Origin of the sequence: uncultured Shewanella sp., assembly GCF_947501225.1 — a bacterium.
In the GTDB taxonomy this organism is placed as follows: domain Bacteria; phylum Pseudomonadota; class Gammaproteobacteria; order Enterobacterales; family Shewanellaceae; genus Shewanella.
In genome coordinates this window covers 353294-371393 of the sequence record NZ_CANMUW010000002.1, presented here as the reverse complement: position 1 = coordinate 371393, position 18100 = coordinate 353294, and the positions used below count along the sequence as shown (strand labels likewise).

The window sequence follows — 18100 nt, the reverse complement described above, 5'->3', positions numbered from 1 at the left end:
TGACAGTGCGTCAGACAGGATTAGATGAGTAATAAAATATGCAAGAGCTGCTGTTAGAAGTCAAAGATGTGAGTAAAAGGTATCACGAAGGGAGTGTCGATACTCAAGTACTCAACGCTGTGGATCTGAAAGTATATAAGGGTGAGCAGTTGGCCATCGTGGGTACGTCAGGTTCGGGTAAGAGTACGTTACTGCATATCATGGGCACATTAGACCGGCCCACGAGTGGCAGTGTCAGTATGTTAGGTGAAGATCTGTACGCACTCTCTCCCCGTCGTCAATCCGAGGTTCGTAACCAAGATCTGGGCTTTATCTATCAGTTTCACCATCTTCTGCCGGAGTTTACCGCGCTGGAAAATGTGTCTATGCCGGCTCTGATACAGGGGAGAAACAAGAAGGAGGTCGAATCACAGGCCAGAGAGCTGCTTGAAAGGGTTGGGCTGGGGCATCGCTTAGCGCATACTCCGTCAGAGATGTCCGGAGGTGAGAGGCAGCGTACGGCTATCGCCAGAGCCTTGATCAATAAGCCGAAGTTGGTGCTTGCCGACGAGCCTACCGGTAATCTCGATGCCAGCAGTGGTGAAGCCGTTTACCAATTGATTCAGGAGCTCGCCAATCAATTAGGCACAGCTTTTGTGGTGGTGACCCATGATGCCAAGCTCGCCGCGAGAATGGACAGGCAGCTTCAGATGAAAGATGGCTCCCTGCTTGATGAAGGACACGCTTGATGGGTAGATTGCTCTCTTTCTGGGTTGGCTGGCGTTTCTATCTTGCGCGTCAATCAAACCGTTTTATCAGTTTTATCTCCTTCGCCTCGACCGCGGGGATCGCCTTAGGGGTTGCGGTATTGATTATCGTGCTCTCGGCGATGAACGGGTTTGAGAGTGAGTTGGAGAACCGCTTACTGGGCGTCGTGGCCCATGCCGAGCTGAGCGGAGTCAATGAGCCAATCCATGGTTGGCAGGCCATAGCACAAGATGCAAACAAGATCCCCGGTATCGTCGCGGCGGCCCCCTTTATCAGGTTGCAGGGCTTAGTTCAGAAGCCCGGTGGTTTTCAAGGTTTGACCATTCTCGGAGTCGATACCGTCGAGGAGAGGAAGGTATCAAAGATTTCTCAGTTTATGTCGGCCGAAGCCTGGTCTAACTTAGCGAGAGGTGACACCAACAACATAGTGCTTGGCAAGAGCCTGGCGGAGTCACTGAAGTTGGAGATAGGTGACTCATTAAGTTTATATATGCCCGATATCAGTGGTAAAAGCAGAAATGGCTCCCGGATCGGTGCCGCAAAGAGCTACCGCTTTACCGTTGCTGGAGTGTTTGAACTCGGTGGTTCACTGGATCTCACAACGGCCTATATACCCATGCAGTATGCGGCTTCAATACTCAAGATGGGAGACGATGTTTCAGGTGTCAGAATCAGGACCGAACAGGTATTCGATGCCCCAAGATTAATCAGAGAGCTGGGGTATAGCCAGCAGCAATATATGTATCTCAACGACTGGACCCGAACTCAGGGAAATCTATATCAGGATATTCAATTGGTTCGTGGTGTTATGTATCTGGTTCTGGCACTGGTGATCGCGGTTGCCTGCTTCAACATTGTCTCTACCTTAGTTATGGCTGTACGCGATAAACAGTCGGAGATTGCCATCATGCTAACCATGGGGATGAAACGGCTTTCAATCATGAACATCTTTATCGTGCAGGGGGCGCTCAACGGTCTTCTCGGTTGTATTATCGGTGGTGGTCTCGGCATCATTATTGCCGAAAACCTCAGTGTCATAGCCAAGACAATCGAAGATGTTTTAGGCATTCAGCTGCTCTCTGCTGATGTCTACTTTATCGATTTTCTGCCCTCTCAGTTACACCTGTTCGATGTTGCCCTGGTGCTGACACTGGCTTTTGTTATGAGCCTTATCGCCACGCTCTATCCAGCGTGGAAAGCCAGCCAAACTTCTCCTGCCAGGGCGCTGGCGGGCAGATAGAGCGCAGGTTACACCTTAGTGCCGCTAAGAGCGAAACATTCGGGAGCATCGTAACGACATGATGTTCCCGTTCTCCCTTCTCAACTCTCAATCTTCAACTCTGAACTCCCCTTGTCGTTGCTCGAACCTTTTTCCGGCCGCGGCTGAAGCCGCTGAATAGCGAGGCCAATATTCTGTGCGCGACTCATTATGCTTGTCTTAAGACGGGAAAATAGGGGACTGAACAGCTACCGCCGACTGGGCGGAAGCTGAACACGATATCAATTATCGGAGAGTCGACAAACTTAGCCTTTGCGGCTGCTCCACTTAAACAGCACTGAGTATTTCCAGAGCGTTTTAATCAGGAAGTAACTTATGATTGAGAAAATACTGCCCAGCACCAGGCAACCTAAGAGGAAAGGGGGGCCGATGGTTGAGACCGAGGCTTCTATCCACTGCCAGGTGGCTTCGAAAGCAAACTCCTGTGTGGGGTGGTTCAGGAGCTTAGCACCTAACAGGTAAGCGGCATAGAACATAAACGGCATAGTAAATGGGTTAGTTATCCAAACCAAAGCCACTGCAACAGGGATGTTGCAGTTAAAGATGATAGCCAAGGCAGCGGCGAGAACCATCTGAAATGGCATAGGTATCCAGGCTACAAACAAACCGATCGCAAATGCAGGCGGTGCAGAGCGTCTGTTTAGCGCCCATAGGTTGGGTTTATGTAGCCACTTACCAAACATCTGCAGATGTTTATGGTTTTGCAGTGTCTCGGGTTTTGGCATAAACCTTTTAATGATTTTTTTTGGCATAACTTGTTATTGCTGTCTTAACTTATTCAGTATGAACCGATTCATGTTTGGCTTCAATGCCGCAATTCTCTCCGCGATGTTATGGCCATCTCTGCCACCTGTGTCACTGCTGCCAATATTTGTGTTGAGCGCAGCCATCTTGTTCAGGCGTGAGCCTCTTATCGCCGGAGGATTGCTGGCCGTTGGCTGGGTGACTATCTATGCCCAGCAACTACTGACATGGGAAGCGCCAAACCCGGAACAGAATCTCGTTGTGAAGGGCGAAATCATATCACTAGTTAGTCGAAACAGCGACTGGATTAATGTGGATATTCGGTTGCTAAGATCAAATTCGAGTGAGATTCTGTCCAAAAACTTACGTTTGAGCTGGAACAATGCACCAAAAGTTGAGGCCGGAGAGATCTGGGAGCTGGAGATTAAAGCTAAACCGATAACGAGTGTATTGAATCAGGGGGGATATAATCAACAGCGTTCTTTGTTGAGCCGACACATAGTCGCGCGGGGCAGTGTGAAGGGGGGGAAAAGGTTAACCAAGGGTTTCTCACTCAGGTCTGAAATCATAAGTGCAGTTACACCACACCTCAGGCCGCTGGAAGGGGGGGATCTGATATTAGCCTTACTGTTGGGGGACAAGAGTCTTATCGATAGTGAGCGATGGCACTCCCTGAGGGTCACCGGAGCGGGCCATCTCGTCGCCATATCCGGGTTGCATCTTTCTGTCGTAGGGGCCTGGATCTTTGTTATGACCACTTTCCTGCTCAGTCACTGTTCGCCTCAGCCTGGCAGACGTAACTTACTGTTGGCGGCTATCTTGTCGGCGTTAACTTGCTCTATCTATGCCTACCTTGCCGGTTTTGCCCTGCCTACTCAACGAGCCTTGGTAATGCTGCTCCTCCTGCTGTTATTGAGTATGATAAAACGGTTCTCCTCACCATGGGAACGCCTCCTGACAGCCATGTTTCTGTTATTGCTGTTGGACCCATTCAGCTGCCTGAGTGCAGGTTTCTGGCTCTCATTTTCAGCTTTATCCATTATTTTGCTGACGATAACCCATAGTCAAGGCACCATCTCTGATATGGATGATGAACCGTCGAACTGGCTGAGATTCAGGAAGAAACTGTCTCTTTTCTGGTCGATACAGTGGCGACTCAGTTTGGGCTTAGGCTTGCTACAAGCCCTGTTTTTCGGTGGCATGTCGGCTTATGGCCTGGTGTTTAACTTTCTGTTTGTGCCCTGGTTCAGTCTCCTGGTGATTCCGCTATCTATCCTGAGTTTAATCGTCTGGGGCGTAGGGTTAGTGATCGGTTTGGATTTGAGCGGAGTCTTTTCTCTTGTCGAGCTCGGCCTGGCCCCAGTGCTTCATGCTTTCACCATTGTTGAGCAATTGCCGGCGGCCTGGGTTCCAGTTTCAAGCCAGATGATTGTGGCGCTCAGCTTTTGTTTTATCGGTCTGTTTTTGCTTAAAAACATATCTAAAGGGAGCTGGAGGTGCGCCACTTTAGTGTTCATCCTGCCTCTGCTATTAACCATTTGGGGACGACTTGTGCCCGCGACAGAGCATGAGTGGCGGCTTCATCTGTTGGATGTCGGACAGGGACTCTCTGTAGTGATTGAAAAAGCCGGTAGGGCATGGATATACGATACCGGAGCGGCCTATGGCGATAGTTTCAGCTATGCGGAGCGGGTCATACTTCCCTTCCTCTACGCCAGAGGGATAACCGAGGTCGATTATCTTGTATTGAGTCATGGTGACAACGATCATGCAGGAGGAGCAGAAAAAGTGATCTCGGTATTTCCGGGGCTTAAAGTGATTACCGATCTCTCTCAGTTTTCTGATATAGATTGTCGACCCAAGGCACTTAGCTGGTATGGACTCGATATTGAGATACTGGCACCCGCACAGATGAAAGGGGGCAATGATGGCTCTTGTGTCGTGAGTGTAAGCGATCGCTATCATCGGGTGCTGCTGCCCGGTGATATTGAGATGAGAGGCGAGTGGACCTTGATGAAGCAAGGCATACCCTTGCAAAGTGAGGTCTTAGTCGCCCCTCACCATGGAAGCCAGACCTCTTCTACTCAGGCGTTTATTAACCGCGTCTCCCCGCAGTTGGTGTTATTCGCTTCGGGGTTTAATAATCGCTATGGTTTTCCCAGGCAGGATGTGGTTAATCGATATACACTGAGTGGAAGTGAGGTACTAACCTCGGGAACTGAGGGACAGATCAGCGTGATTTTTAAACAGGAGGCGCGGGAAATTAAGTCATATCGGTCAGATCTTGCGCCATTTTGGTATAACAGATTGTTTAGGTTTGGCGAGATGGCCGATCCGGAGTAGAATGCTCGTTTTCCACTTCTATAGAAGCATCAATGACAAAATCAACTAAAAGTGAAGTTTGGACCGTTTTTAAGCGATTACTCGGTTACCTGAAGCCACTGAAGGCCGTCTTTGTTTTGGCCATACTTGGTCTGGCAACATATGCACTTGTTGATGCCACATTCATTGCTGTCATAAAACCCTTTATCGATGAGGGCTTCGGTGGTCAGGCCGGACAAGCGACCTCGAATCTAAATAGTTTCGACTTAGGTACCAGCGAGGGATTTAATGCCGACAACGATGTGCTCTTCTATGCACCATTTGTCGTGATTGGTCTCTTTACGCTGCGGGGACTGGCCAACTTTGTTTCGACCTACAGTATTTCATATATGAGCGCCAGGCTCATCATGGATATGCGTCAGCAAGTTTTTGAACATTACCTTACGCTCCCCGTCAGCTATATGGATAGTGAGAATACCGGCAATCTCATCTCGAGAGTGACCTATGACACGGAGCAGATAGCCCGTGCCACAGGCAGTGCGATGATATCCATCGTCCGGGACAGCATCACTGTGATCGGGATGTTGGGGATCATGTTCTATTACTCCTGGAAGCTCTCTCTGTGTATCTTAATCATCGGCCCGATAATCGGTTATGTGATCTCTAAGGTCAGTAAGCGCTTTCGGAAGGTATCGAAGAACATTCAGGCTGCGATGGGGAATGTTACCGCGGCAACAGAGCAGATGCTAAAGGGGCACAAGAATGTACTTTCGTTCGGCGGCCAAAAAACCGAAGCCGACCGTTTTTGGAAGGTCAATGATCAAAATCGATACCAGACGATGAAGCTCGCCATGGCACAGTCGATAAGCCAACCACTGGTGATGATCATCGGCTCTTTTGCCTTGGCATTTGTCCTGTATGCGGCCAGCATAGATAGCCTCAAAGAGGAGTTGACGGCCGGTACTTTTGCGACCATTCTCGGTGCCATGTTAGCCATGCTGCAGCCCATTAAGAACTTAACTCGGGTCAATGCCGAGTTCCAGCGTGGTATTGCGGCCTGTACAACCGTTTTTGAGCTGTTAGACACGGCTCCCGAGGTCGATGAGGGAACCTATCAGGTTGATAGGGTCAAAGGAGATCTCAGCTTCAATCAGGTTAACTTCAGTTATCCGGGGCAGGACAAGCCAGCGCTAGAGGATATTAACTTTACCGTAGAGCAGGGCAAAACCATCGCTCTGGTGGGGAGATCCGGTTCAGGAAAGTCGACGATTGCTAATTTGGTTACCCGTTTCTACACCGGGCTCAGCGAAGGCAAGATAACCTTAGATGGCGTCAATATCGATGATTACAGCCTTACCTGTTTGCGGGATCAAGTCGCATTAGTGTCCCAGCAGGTCACCCTGTTTAACGACTCCATAGCCAACAACATCGCCTATGCCTATCCCGGGGAAGCGAGCCGTGAGCAGATTATCGAGGCGGCGACCCTGGCCCATGCCATGGAGTTTATCGAACTGCTGCCCGAAGGCTTAGATACCGAAATCGGTGAAGATGGTGTGATGCTGTCCGGCGGGCAGAGACAGCGTATCGCTATCGCCAGAGCCATCTTACGTAACTCTCCGGTACTCATTCTGGATGAGGCGACATCGGCGCTGGATACCGAGTCTGAGAAAGCGATTCAACTCGGTCTGGATAACTTAAGGCATAACCGCACCTCGATCGTGATCGCTCACCGTCTCTCGACCATCGAAAGTGCCGACCAGATCCTGGTCATAGATCAGGGCCGGATCCTCGAGCGTGGTACCCACCAGTCCCTGCTGGAACTCGATGGCATGTATGCAAAACTTTATCAGATGCAGTTTGGCAGCTAGATGCAGGAATTTGTCAACCGCCTATGGTATCCGAAAGGTTTTTCAGACACTGAGTCTAAAGGCCTTTCGCTGCTTTTCAGGTTAATCCAGCTGCTGTTGTGGCCACTTTCCCTCCTGTTTGCTCTGGTTACTTTATTGCGCCGGGCTCTGTTTAAGCTTGGGATAAAGAAACAGTCAAGGTTACCGGTTCCCGTCATTGTGGTCGGTAATATCACAGTCGGTGGCAGTGGTAAGACGCCTACGGTTATCTATCTGGTCGAGTTACTCAGAGCCCATGGGTACAAGCCCGGGGTGATCAGTCGCGGCTATGGCGTCAATTTCGATGGGGTAAGGGCTGTACTCCCCTCTCTGCCTGCCATCGAAGTGGGAGATGAGCCGGCCATGATTGTTGGCCGCACCGGCGTTCCTATGGTGATCGGTCGTAACCGAATCGATGCGGGGACCCATCTACTCTCTCACTTCGATGTAGACGTGATTATCAGCGATGACGGGCTGCAACATTACGCCATGGGGCGCGATATTGAGTTGTTGATTCTCGATGGTGAGAGACGCTTCGGAAACGGTGCGCTGCTGCCATCGGGTCCGCTGCGTGAAGGGTTATGGCGTGCTAAGCAGGTCGATGCCCTGGTGGTCAATGGTGGACAGCGCTTCGAAGGTGAACACTCGATGACTCTGCTTCAGGGGGCGCTTAAGCCCGTTGTGGCTTCTGCTGTGCAAGCGCCGAAGCTGAGTGATGCCGTCGTTGCCATAGCCGGTATCGGTAATCCTCAACGCTTTTTCACCTCTCTGAGCGATGCCGGATTTAACCTGGCTCATGCAGAGCCATTTGAAGACCATCAGGTTTATAACGAAGCCGACCTTATGGCTGTGGCGGGCGACCTTCCCATCATCATGACCGAGAAAGATGCGGTTAAATGTCGCGATTTTGCAAAACAAAACTGGTGGTATCTTCCTGTTGATGCGAAGCTATCTTCAAATTTCGATCGGCTGATACTGGATAAACTAAAAGAGCAGCGGTCCTAATACTTATACCAAAAGGAATAACAATGGCGTTTGATAAAAAATTACTGGAGATCGTGGCTTGCCCTGTGTGTAAGGGGAAGCTTGATTATGAGAAGTCATCACAGCGACTCATCTGTAAGGCCGACCATTTAGCTTATCCTATTAATGATGGGATCCCTGTGTTGCTGGAAAACAAGGCCGAGCGTTGGCAGGAAGCCGAAGCCTAGAGGCTCTGCCTGACTGGAATTAGCCGAGTTCAGGTTGGTCATCGCGGCTTAGACTTAGTTTACAGGACAGAAAAAACGCCATCTAAGTGGCGTTTTTTATGCCTGTCGGACTAGCCCTTGAGTCCTTTATAGAGAGTGGCGATCCACTTCTCCTCAGAGATAAATGACCAGCCCCAACCTTGCCACTGTTTGGGAAGCCTCTTTTCCTGTATCTGCTCCAATGTTAATCCATCGGATAACTGACGCTCCATCCATGCTATTGAGCCGTCAAGCATCTGCTTAAATCGTACAAGATCGTTTCTGTTTGCAAGTTCGCCATGCCCCGGGATCACTTTCGTCTTCGGGCCTATCTTGTCGATGATAGTTGCCACATTATCTCTGTAGCCCTCTACCGAACCACCGGCTTTGAGGTCGATATAGGGATATCTGTCCTTAAAGAAGAGATCCCCCATATGGACGACGCTTTGGTCGTCCCACAGCACAACGCTGTCTCCGTCGGTATGTCCCGGCCCCATATGCAGCAACTGCAGGCTGTCATCATTGATATGGATTGTGGTGCCCTCATGGTAGGTGATGCTGGGAAGCGCCGAGTGTGTATAGTTTGTGTTAGAGGAGAGGCGTTTGAGTACGTTGTGATGGGCGAGAATAATGCCACTCATGCCGAAGTGATCATTTCCTCCGGTATGATCGCCATGATAGTGAGTATTAACCACATACTTAGGTGCCCCGGCTTGAATTTTCGATAGCGCCGCGGAGATCTTATCTGCCAGAGGTGCAAATTGATTATCGATGATGAGGATGCCATCTTTACCCGCCGAGACGCCGATATTACCGCCGGCACCGCTAAACATATAACTGGTGGGGGTGAGTTGCTGTGGCGTGATGGCGACATCTTTAAATCTGTCATCATCGGCAAGCACCAGGGGGGAAAGTAAACAGGTTATCGATAGCAATGTCAGTATTTTTGTGTTCATTGTCTCAGCCTTGAGTGACGCTTTTGCAATCAGCTTACCATTAAATATAGTTTTGGATAACAATAAACTAACAGATGTATAGCAATATAAAAGGCTGCAAAGGCAGCCTTTTATCGCTTATGTTTCTCTTTTCGGCACTAGTGCGCCCAGGGTAATAAGCGCCTGGATACACGATCGGCCTGTCCCAGTTTTACTGCCGCACCATAGCGCATTCGATATAGTGCCTGATAACACAGGGGAACCAGATATAAGCTGGTCACTGTTGAGAAGGTCAGTCCGCCTATAATCGCTATGGCCATGGGAGAATAGGAGGGGCCACCGCCACCGAGCTGTGTATCTCCCATTGCCAGAGGCACCAGTCCCAGAACCGTGGTTCCGACTGTCATCAGCACCGGGCGCAGGCGCGAGAGACAGACCCCGGCTATGGTCGCAGACAGCCTTTCCAGATCCGGTGAAAGCTGGTTGATCTGGTCGACCAGAACTATGCCGTTATTGACGACAATGCCCATCAATATGAGGATACCTATCATAGCCATAATGGACATAGGTGTGCCGGTAAACAGCAGGGCCCAAAAGACACCGGTTATCGAAAACAGAATCGATGTGATAATCGCGGTAGGCAGCAGCAGAGATTCGAACAGCGCCGCCATCACTATGTAGATCATGGCGATGGCGAGCAGCATATTGGTCGCCATCACGGCCTCATCTTCATCCTGCTTCTGGAAACCGCCTCTCAGTGAGTAACCATATCCGGCCGGGAAGTTGATCGTCTCCATCACCTGAGTGATCTTCTCCTGTGCTTCCTCTGTGGTTAAGTCACCGGCATTGGCACCGATCGATAGCGCCGTCTGTCTGTCATAGTGTCTGATGGTGTCAAATCTGGGTTGAATATCAATTTTTGCCAGGCTCTCCAGGGTATAAACACGGTTATTGATTCTGATCACCGGAAGTTGTTTAAGTTTTTCCAGTGACAGACGCCATTTCTGCTCGTAGGACATCTCGATACGAAGCTCACCACTGGGGTCATGACGAAATGAGCGTAACGGGGTGCCGCGAAGTGCCATGGAGATACTCGAGGCGACCTCATTAAGTTTAAGGTCGAGGCGGGCAGCCATCTCACGGTCAATTCGAATCACCACCTCCTGCTGTGCCCCGCTGAGCTCAGATCTGACATCGGTTAAGCCATCAATGGAAGATAACAACGGGATGATCTGCTCACTCAGCATGATCAGATCGCTGGTTGAGCGGCCCGTCAATGATATCCTGAGGCCATTGTTGTCACTCCCCCAGCCAAATTGTGGCTTAGCGATTGAAAATTTCGGGAAGCCTTCACGTATGGTTTCCTTCAACGCCTTCATGTCGATCTCGGTATCATCATTGAGGATCAGGGTAGATTGGCCTCGGTCGGCCGAGAAGTAGCTGTAAACCGAGTCGATCTGAAACCTCTCTTTATTGGCATAGAGGTACTCCTCCATCTTACTTATCATGGCTTCGGTAACTTCAAGACTGTGTCGTCCCTCGACCTGGTAGTTGATGTAGAGCTTGTTGTTACCTTCACCGTCGGATTGATCTTGCTTAACCATAGTGAGCGGCAGCGCGGTCGAAGCGAGCATCAACAGGGCTATGACGCCTGAAGTACGCGGGCGGGAGAGAATCCACTTCAGGCTGCGCTGATAGTAATGTTGCAGCTTACTCTTCTTCTCCTGAGTATCTATCTCGAAGTTCATACGGCTGAGCATGAGCGGCAGCAGGGTTTTAGCCACCAACAGCGAGGCGGCAAGCGAGATACAGATGGAGATAGCGACATGCTCGAGGAAGATGGTCAGCTCGACCTTAACACCGAAGATATTGGGAAGAAATACGATAGCCGTGGTGAGTGTGCCGGCGAGCACCGCAAGCGAAACCTTATCGACACCGGTCAATACCGCATTATCACTCTTGTCATCTGAGATGTCGGTGCCGGACTCTACCGCTTGCGCCTGTTTCTCCTGCAGCACACTCTCTGTCACCACTACGGCATTATCGATCAACATACCAACTGCCAGCAGTAATCCCATCATAGAGAGAATGTTCAGGCTGTAGCCAAGCAGGTACATGGCCGCGAGCGTCATGCAGATCGCAATTGGTACTGAGGTCACGACAACTAAGGTCATCTTCAGGTTGCGTAAAAACAGATAGAGCACGGCAAAAGAGAGCAGGGCACCTATGAGGCCCGCGGTGAGCAGGTCTTCAAGTGATGAGGTGACACCGAAGGCCTGATCTTCCATGACATATAGTTTGATGCCTTGAAATTGCTGATCTTTTTTCGCTTTTTCGATGACTTTCATCACCCGTTTCGAAACTTCGACCAGGTTGGCTCCGGATTCTTTAAACACATCGAGGCCGACGGCATAGTTTTGATCTAAGTGACGGCCATCCAGGCGCTCCGGCAACGAGAAGCTGACCGTGGCAATATCGCCTAAGGTCACGCCCGGAGTGAGAACTAAGTTGTTTATCTCATCCAGGTTTCTGAACTCTCCCTTGGGCGAGACCTGATAAACCCGTGAACCGGTTCTCAATACTCCGGCGCTGACGACAAAGTTTTCCTGCTGCAGGCGGCGCTGGAGCGTTTGAATGGAGATATTACTGGCAGATAACTTGTCTGCGTTAACCCTGATCTCTATCTGCTTCTGCTCGACACCATAGAGGGTAACCTGAGATACGCCTTCGACACGTTCAAGGGGGCGTTTCAGCTGCTTATCGAGTAGATCGAAGGCTCCGGAAAGCTCCCGGTCACTGGATATCCTTAAGTTCAGCACCGGCATGTCGGCGGTAGAAAACTGCCTGATGAAGACCCGCTCCACGTCTTTGGGTAGCAGGTGCCTCACGGCATCTATCTTCTCTCTCGCCTCCAGGCTTTTGGTGGCGACGTTTTGCCCCCATTTCATTCTCAGCTCGATCTCAGAACCGTTTTGTGAAGAGCTGGATCTCAGCTCTTCGATTCCACCCATGGTAGCAAGAGACTCCTCCAGCACGCTGGTAATGTCACGTTCAACTTCGGCCGGAGTCGAACCTTTATAGGGCACCTCAATATTGACCTGAGGGATGTCGATACCGGGAAACATCTCCAGTGGCAGTAATCGACTGGACGCCAGGCCAAACAGCAAGATAGCGATGAAGAACATGCTGGTGGTTACGGGTCTCTTAATGGCTAAGCGGGTTAAGTTCATAGCTGACCTCCCACAGTTGCCACCTCTGAGTGACTGTCATCTTGTTTTGACTTGAACTCTTTACGATCGAAAAGGGCGTAGAGAACCGGTATCACCACTAAGGTGAGCAAGGTTGATAGGGTTAAACCAAAGATAACGGTAATGGCCATAGGCGCGCGCACCTCAGAGCCATCGCCAAGGCCCAGAGCCATAGGCGATAGACCCAGGGCAGTGGTGAGTGTCGTCATGATAATCGGGCGCAGGCGCGATTTTGCCGCTTCAGATACGGCCTGTATCTTCTCCAGCCCCTCATGACGTAGCTGGTTGATCCGGTCGACCAGAACGATGGCATTGTTAACCACTATTCCCGCCAGCATGATAAGTCCGATAAACACCACGACACTCAAATGGGTCTGGGTGATGTAGAGTCCGAACACACTACCACCCACAGCCATAGGCACAGCGATAAGAATAAGCAGTGGGTGCAGTAGCGATTCAAACTGACTCGCCATGACAAGATACACTAAGAACACGGCCAGGATGAGCGCAACCTGCAGAGACTGGAAAGAATGTTCCATCTCCTCATTTTGTCCACCGAATCGAGCTTGAATCGATGTGGGTAGCGTCTGCCCGGCCAATATCTCCCTAGCCTCAGATACCGCTTCATTGAGATCGCCATAGGCCAGATTGGCTGAGACAATAGCGACTCTCTGTTGACTGATACGGTTGATAGCCGATGGACCTAACTTCAGGGTGACATCTGCCACGGCGCTCAGAGCTATCGGATGGCTACTGTCGGGATTGACTATCATGGAGTCGATGTCGCTTATCTGATCGCGCTCGTCGAGCTCGCTTCTTACAAGGATGTCAACCTTACGATCTCTAACCGTATACTGGCTGGCAATGGTACCACCGATGCGTTGAGCGATTCGGTTTGCAACCGTAGGGGCATCCATTCCCAGGGCGGCTAAACGTTCATGGTCAAAACGAATGCTAAGCTCCGGTTGGCCGTCACGCAGGCTGGTATTGATATCGGCATATCTGTCTGAATCGGACAGTGCATCGACCAGGTTGTCGGCTGTCTCTTTAAGTTGAGCCAGGTCGTAACCGATTAACTCTATCTCCAGCGGTGTCTTGAAGCTGAACAGCTCAGGGTGTTGGATTTGAGCCTCAAGCTCGGGGATCCGCATAGCCGTGGTGCGTAAGATTGAGGCTACCGCATTGAAGGCGCTGTGATCGGAAAGCACGACCTGCAGGCGACCCCAGTTCTCTCCGCCACGGGAGGTGTCAGAGGTCATCAAGCCGCCACTTCCCGCCTGACTGTAGGCGTGCTTAACATCATCCCTGTCTTTGATTGAGAGAGCTAGCTTGCGCAGTACCTTATCCGTTTCAGAGACCTCAGTCCCCGGGGGCAGTAACACTTCAACATAAAACTCACCCTGGTTCATAGGAGGGATTAATTCCATGCCTAACTTAGGAATCAGGGAGGCCGCGCCCAGTGTGACCAGAATTGCTATGCTTATGGTTAGCAGTTTAAACTTCAGCGCCTGAGCAAGAAGAAGGTGATAGAACCGCTCTAATCTATGGTAGACCCAGTTGAAGCTGAAGCTTAGCGGACGCATAAACAGACCCGCTAACCAGGACAGCAGGCGACCTATGAGTAACGCCAAGGTCAGCAGAGCGCTGGGAAGATAGCTGAAAAGCAAAACAAACGGGAAAGAGAAGACGGTAGCGCTATAGTATTTAAGTTTGGCGACCCGGGTCTCCGGCTTAGGCTTTTCCGCTTTTTCTACCAGAGGCGGCAGCGCCTTAAACCCTTCCCTTGAAGCAAGCATAGGTATGGTGGTCAGCGCCACAAGCAGTGAGGCTAACAGGGCGAAGGTGACGGTCAATGCCTGATCGGAAAATAGCGCCCCGGCGACTCCATCGACGAATACCAGCGGAACGAATACCGCCAGCGTCGTAAGCGTCGAGGCGAAGATGGCACCGGCGACCTCTTTGGTGCCGGTGACGGCCGCATCGAGTTTATTCATTCCCAGGGAGCGGCACCTGTCGATGTTTTCCAGCACAACGATCGCGTTATCAACCAACAGACCAACCGCAAGGGCTATTCCCCCCAGTGACATGATATTCAAACTGATGTCGGCAAAGTACATCATGTTAAAGGTGGCAATCACCGAGAAGGGGATCGAGATTGAGATGATCAGGGTCGGAATGATATCTCTTAAAAACAGATAGATTATCAACATCGACAGCAAACTACCTAACAGGGCTGCAGAGGTCACTTCACTGACCGCACTCTCGATAAACTCAGACTGGTCGTAGATAACCTTAAGCTCAGACTTGTTGCCCTGTTCATTTAACTTATCGAGCGCGGCGGTGACCTTACGGGCGACGGCTACGGTATTGGCGTCCCCCTCTTTATAAATAGCGAGCTCGATAGACTCCTGATCGCCTATGCGCGTGATATCATTACGCTCTTTGTGTGCATCAACAATCTCCGCGACTTCAAACAGACGAACCAGCGTCTGGGCATCGCGATAAACGATGATCTGACCTAACTCTTCGAGCGAGTTAAACTGGTTCAGGGTTCTGACCAGATACTCTTTATCTCCCTGGATCACCTTACCCGCCGAGAGGTTAATGTTCTCTTCGGCGATACGGTTACGGATAAGCTCCGCATTCAGGTTAAGTTGAGTGAGTTTGGCCTGATTAAGTTGTATATGAACCTCTTGCTGTAAGCCACCGGACAACCTGACTGCAGCAACGCCGCTCAATGACTCCAGTTGACGCTTGAGCTCCTCCTCGGCATAGGTTCGCATCTGCTTGAGTTCGCTATCGCTGGCATCCGGGACCGATAAAGCCAGACGAACGATGGGATCCAGATTGGGGTTAAAGCGCAGCAGCAGGGGTTTCTTCACATCCAGAGGCAGTTCGATGGTATCGATCTTCTCCCTTACATCAAGACTCGCCATATCCATATCCGTTCCCCACTCGAACTCGAGTACGACATCTGACATGCCGGAGCGGGAGATGGAGCTTATTTTACGAAGCCCTTTTACGATACCGGCTGACTCTTCGATAGGCTTAGAAACCAGCTGTTCTACCTCGACAGGGGCCGCACCGATATATTGGGTTCGGATCGTGATTGTAGGATAGCTCAAGTCCGGCAATAACTTGATTGCCAGACGAGAGAAGCCAACCATACCAAACAAGATCACCGCGAACATGAACATCCAAACGGTGACCGGTCGGTTTACTGATGTTTTTATTATTGACATAGACCCGGCTCCGTTATTTAGCAGCAGAAGCTAAGTCTAGTGAGCCAATCACTTCGACAAGAGATTGATCTTTAAGGTTCTGATGCCCTCTGATGACAATCTGTTCACCAGGCTGCAGGCCGTCGACGATCTCAACGGTATCGGCCTCACGGTAACCTAAGGAAACCGCACGACGTGTCGCGTTATCACCATCTATCACATATAGGGCAAACTCGTTATCCTGATTAACAACGGCATTGTATGGCACCGTAATGACATTATTGTGGGTGTCATACCTGAGCTCAACCCGAGTAAACATGCCCGCCTTGAGTGTTGCATTTTGATTTGGCACTGACAGGGTGACTTTGAAGGTGCCACTTTGGGCATCGACAACCGGACTGATACGAAGTACCTTGGCATGCACAGTTTCATCTGTGTGCTTGTTGGCAAAAATTTGCGCGTCCTGGCCCAGACGAAGGCTCTGAAGTTGTTGCTCCGGCAGGTGCACGATGCCGTATAACTCATCCTGGTCTACAACATAAAACAGTTCGTCAAACTCTTTAGCCATATTACCGGCTTTAACAAAACGTGTTGCTATCACCCCATCGATTGGTGAGCGAACCAGGCTCTCCTGTACCTGAAGTGCTGCCAGATCGCGTTTAGCGATAGCCGCCTGCAGGTTGTACTCGAGTTTGGCCATCGAATCGGCACTGAAAAACTCTTTATTGTTCATCTTCTTGAGGCGATTAAGCTCTTGCTCAATAATTTCCACCTCGGCCTGGGAACGGGCAAGCTCAAATTTCTGCCGCTTGGCATCGATGACCGCGAGGAGCTGCCCCTTGGTGACCCGGTCTCCCTCTTCTACCTCAATACTCTCGATTAAACCTGAGATACGGGTAACGACGTTGGCTTCCTGGGGGGCTTCGAGCGTTGCCGTTGTACTGTAAAATGAGGATACATCTCCCTGAATGACTGTGGTTGTCTCGACAGGAACTGCATATTTCTCCTCCTCCTTAACTTCCTCTTCTGCGCCACAGGCACTTAATACGGCGGCTAATAGTAGGGGAAGGGCGACTTTGAAACAGTTATTAGCACGTTTGTTTAGAGAGTCCATGTAAGTTTACCTATGTTTTTTTGATCCAATTAACACCAAATAAGCACAAGCTGTGCCAAAGTTGATAAATCTTTTGATTCAAATGGTTACGTATTTTTTTTGAGTGAGGAATTACTCGAATACAAATTTTGTAGCGAAAATGTTTAAAAAATGATGTTTTTGACTATAGAGAGGTTGGCCGTGAAATGGATGACTGAAATACGTCTAATTGCAACAAAATGTACAAGAGCAATAACAGCATATCGCAAGTTACGGCTCAGAATTTAATCATGTAGATTTTTGATTCCCGGTCAGATATGTAAATTTGTTTATTGAGAGGCGATCTTAGTCACTAACTTATTGATTTGTAGCTGCTGTCTGTTGTGTCTCTGTTTTTGCTCCGGTAATATCCACACACATTTTTCTAACTTAATGAATAATATGAAGTTTGTAAGGTTAATGGCAATAACATGTATGTTGATCAATGCGCAGGGATGTAGCACGCTTGTTGCGGAAAGAGGTGAGACTCATTCTGAATCGGTGAGCCCGGATTTTACTGTTGAGATCAATGCAACACTGGATCAAAAAGGTGTGGCAAAGCCGTATTTTCATAATGGTGCAGTCAGCGGATATGATTTTAAATCAAGCTTTATAATTCCGGCAGTAAAAGGTCAGTCCTTTGGCTTTAGCTATAATGCTTCTGCTGGTATCGATGTTATTGAAACACAGGGTAGTAATAAACAGGTTAAAGCCAAGGTTCAAAAGAGCATGCCGGTAACTGTTGTGGTGACGCACCCTCAGATGGTATCGACCGATGGTCAAGTCATGACAGAGTCAAGCTGGAAAGATATGCTCTATATGGGGCGCCCGAACTATGTGGTCTGGAACTTCGAAACCGACGCGGAACTGGTTTCCGGTAAGTGGACCGTCGCAGTATTCGATGGCGACAGAGAGCTCATCAGTCAGAACTTTATGGTAAGAAAAATGCTGCCCAAACCTGGGAAGATCTCTGAGGTTTGTGCTATCGATGAAGGGCTATATCCACCACATCTGGTAAAGAGCCATACCCTATGTTGCAGCGAAGGCGATGCAAAGGCCTGTTACGACTTTGGCTGGAAAGGGGTTGAGCGTTTAGGTGATAAGGCTGGTGCCGTCCTCTATTACGCTAAGGCGTGTGACCTGGGTGATATTTCAGGTTGCCGCATGGCCGGAAAACTTGCTAAAGATGAAGAGGAGAAGTCTAAATGGTACAACAAGGGCTGTGACCTTAATGATTTAGATAGCTGTTTAGAGGTAGACAGACAGTTACCATAACGGCGATTAAACGTCAGGTTCCAGGTTCTGGGCTCTAGCTCCTGGGATCTAGTTTCTAAGACCTGAAAACTTATGTTAATGA

The 18100-nt window shown here is 49.9% G+C and carries 12 protein-coding genes; 7 read left to right on the top strand and 5 right to left on the bottom strand.

The genetic code is table 11. The features are described from left to right. The first annotated feature begins 38 nt into the window (after nucleotides 1-38). Nucleotides 39-728 (top strand): lipoprotein-releasing ABC transporter ATP-binding protein LolD, encoded by a 690-nt coding sequence (gene lolD / locus Q1B47_RS05215; protein WP_299789657.1) that lies wholly within the window; start codon nucleotides 39-41, stop codon nucleotides 726-728. Next, a complete protein-coding gene (gene lolE / locus Q1B47_RS05210) occupies nucleotides 728-1987 on the top strand; it encodes a lipoprotein-releasing ABC transporter permease subunit LolE (RefSeq protein ID WP_299789654.1) in 1260 nt (419 codons plus the stop codon). Before lolD ends, lolE begins: the two co-directional genes overlap by 1 nt. 284 nt (nucleotides 1988-2271) lie before the next feature. Here the strand turns inward: lolE and Q1B47_RS05205 are convergent, their stop codons facing one another. After that, nucleotides 2272-2778, bottom strand: coding sequence for a DUF2062 domain-containing protein (locus Q1B47_RS05205; protein WP_299789651.1), 507 nt, complete (start codon nucleotides 2776-2778; stop codon nucleotides 2272-2274). Between the two features lie 31 nt (nucleotides 2779-2809). Here Q1B47_RS05205 and Q1B47_RS05200 point away from each other — a divergent pair, with 31 nt between their 5' ends. From Q1B47_RS05200 to Q1B47_RS05185, 4 genes are read left to right on the top strand one after another with little or no spacing between them, the layout of a single operon-like run. Then, the gene (locus Q1B47_RS05200) at nucleotides 2810-5113 is read left to right on the top strand and encodes a DNA internalization-related competence protein ComEC/Rec2 (RefSeq protein WP_299789648.1); all 2304 of its coding nucleotides are present in this window, start codon (nucleotides 2810-2812) and stop codon (nucleotides 5111-5113) included. Between the two features lie 32 nt (nucleotides 5114-5145). Next, nucleotides 5146-6960: a lipid A export permease/ATP-binding protein MsbA gene (gene msbA, locus Q1B47_RS05195; RefSeq protein WP_299789645.1), complete on the top strand. Its 1815-nt coding sequence runs from the start codon at nucleotides 5146-5148 to the stop codon at nucleotides 6958-6960. Beyond that, the gene (lpxK, locus tag Q1B47_RS05190; RefSeq protein WP_299789642.1) at nucleotides 6961-7983 is read left to right on the top strand and encodes a tetraacyldisaccharide 4'-kinase; all 1023 of its coding nucleotides are present in this window, start codon (nucleotides 6961-6963) and stop codon (nucleotides 7981-7983) included. Nucleotides 7984-8006: 23 nt separating this feature from the next. Beyond that, on the top strand, nucleotides 8007-8189 hold the full coding sequence (locus tag Q1B47_RS05185) for a Trm112 family protein (RefSeq protein WP_299789639.1): 183 nt from the start codon (nucleotides 8007-8009) through the stop codon (nucleotides 8187-8189). 110 nt (nucleotides 8190-8299) lie between these two features. Here Q1B47_RS05185 and Q1B47_RS05180 read toward each other — a convergent pair whose 3' ends face one another. The 4 genes from Q1B47_RS05180 to Q1B47_RS05165 all read right to left on the bottom strand — a co-directional run bounded on the left by Q1B47_RS05180 (nucleotide 8300) and on the right by Q1B47_RS05165 (nucleotide 16725). Further along, the gene (locus Q1B47_RS05180) at nucleotides 8300-9163 is read right to left on the bottom strand and encodes an MBL fold metallo-hydrolase (protein ID WP_299789636.1); all 864 of its coding nucleotides are present in this window, start codon (nucleotides 9161-9163) and stop codon (nucleotides 8300-8302) included. A 137-nt stretch (nucleotides 9164-9300) separates the two neighbouring features. After that, nucleotides 9301-12372 carry an efflux RND transporter permease subunit gene (locus Q1B47_RS05175; RefSeq protein ID WP_299789633.1) on the bottom strand — a complete coding sequence of 1024 codons (3072 nt, stop codon included), beginning with the start codon at nucleotides 12370-12372 and terminating at the stop codon, nucleotides 9301-9303. Beyond that, entirely contained in the window at nucleotides 12369-15632 is a 3264-nt protein-coding gene (locus tag Q1B47_RS05170) for an efflux RND transporter permease subunit (RefSeq protein WP_299789630.1), read from the bottom strand. The genes Q1B47_RS05175 and Q1B47_RS05170 overlap by 4 nt, the downstream gene beginning before the upstream one ends. Before the next feature lie 13 nt (nucleotides 15633-15645). After that, nucleotides 15646-16725, bottom strand: coding sequence for an efflux RND transporter periplasmic adaptor subunit (locus Q1B47_RS05165; protein ID WP_299789627.1), 1080 nt, complete (start codon nucleotides 16723-16725; stop codon nucleotides 15646-15648). A gap of 438 nt (nucleotides 16726-17163) precedes the next feature. Between Q1B47_RS05165 and Q1B47_RS05160 the strand changes: the two genes are divergently transcribed. After that, nucleotides 17164-18018, top strand: a complete 855-nt coding sequence (locus Q1B47_RS05160) for a DUF3859 domain-containing protein (protein ID WP_299789624.1) — start codon at nucleotides 17164-17166, stop codon at nucleotides 18016-18018. Nucleotides 18019-18100: the final 82 nt, after the last annotated feature.

Bases quoted from the DNA above. Each gene is read 5' to 3' on its own strand.
- lolE (WP_299789654.1), top strand. From the start codon at position 728: ATGGGTAGATTGCTCTCTTTCTGGGTTGGCTGGCGTTTCTATCTTGCG.
- lolD (WP_299789657.1), top strand. From the start codon at position 39: ATGCAAGAGCTGCTGTTAGAAGTCAAAGATGTGAGTAAAAGGTATCAC.
- lpxK (WP_299789642.1), top strand. From the start codon at position 6,961: ATGCAGGAATTTGTCAACCGCCTATGGTATCCGAAAGGTTTTTCAGAC.
- Q1B47_RS05160 (WP_299789624.1), top strand. From the start codon at position 17,164: ATGGCAATAACATGTATGTTGATCAATGCGCAGGGATGTAGCACGCTT.
- Q1B47_RS05185 (WP_299789639.1), top strand. From the start codon at position 8,007: ATGGCGTTTGATAAAAAATTACTGGAGATCGTGGCTTGCCCTGTGTGT.
- Q1B47_RS05200 (WP_299789648.1), top strand. From the start codon at position 2,810: ATGAACCGATTCATGTTTGGCTTCAATGCCGCAATTCTCTCCGCGATG.
- Q1B47_RS05205 (WP_299789651.1), bottom strand. From the start codon at position 2,778: ATGCCAAAAAAAATCATTAAAAGGTTTATGCCAAAACCCGAGACACTG.
- msbA (WP_299789645.1), top strand. From the start codon at position 5,146: ATGACAAAATCAACTAAAAGTGAAGTTTGGACCGTTTTTAAGCGATTA.
- Q1B47_RS05175 (WP_299789633.1), bottom strand. From the start codon at position 12,372: ATGAACTTAACCCGCTTAGCCATTAAGAGACCCGTAACCACCAGCATG.
- Q1B47_RS05165 (WP_299789627.1), bottom strand. From the start codon at position 16,725: ATGGACTCTCTAAACAAACGTGCTAATAACTGTTTCAAAGTCGCCCTT.
- Q1B47_RS05170 (WP_299789630.1), bottom strand. From the start codon at position 15,632: ATGTCAATAATAAAAACATCAGTAAACCGACCGGTCACCGTTTGGATG.
- Q1B47_RS05180 (WP_299789636.1), bottom strand. From the start codon at position 9,163: ATGAACACAAAAATACTGACATTGCTATCGATAACCTGTTTACTTTCC.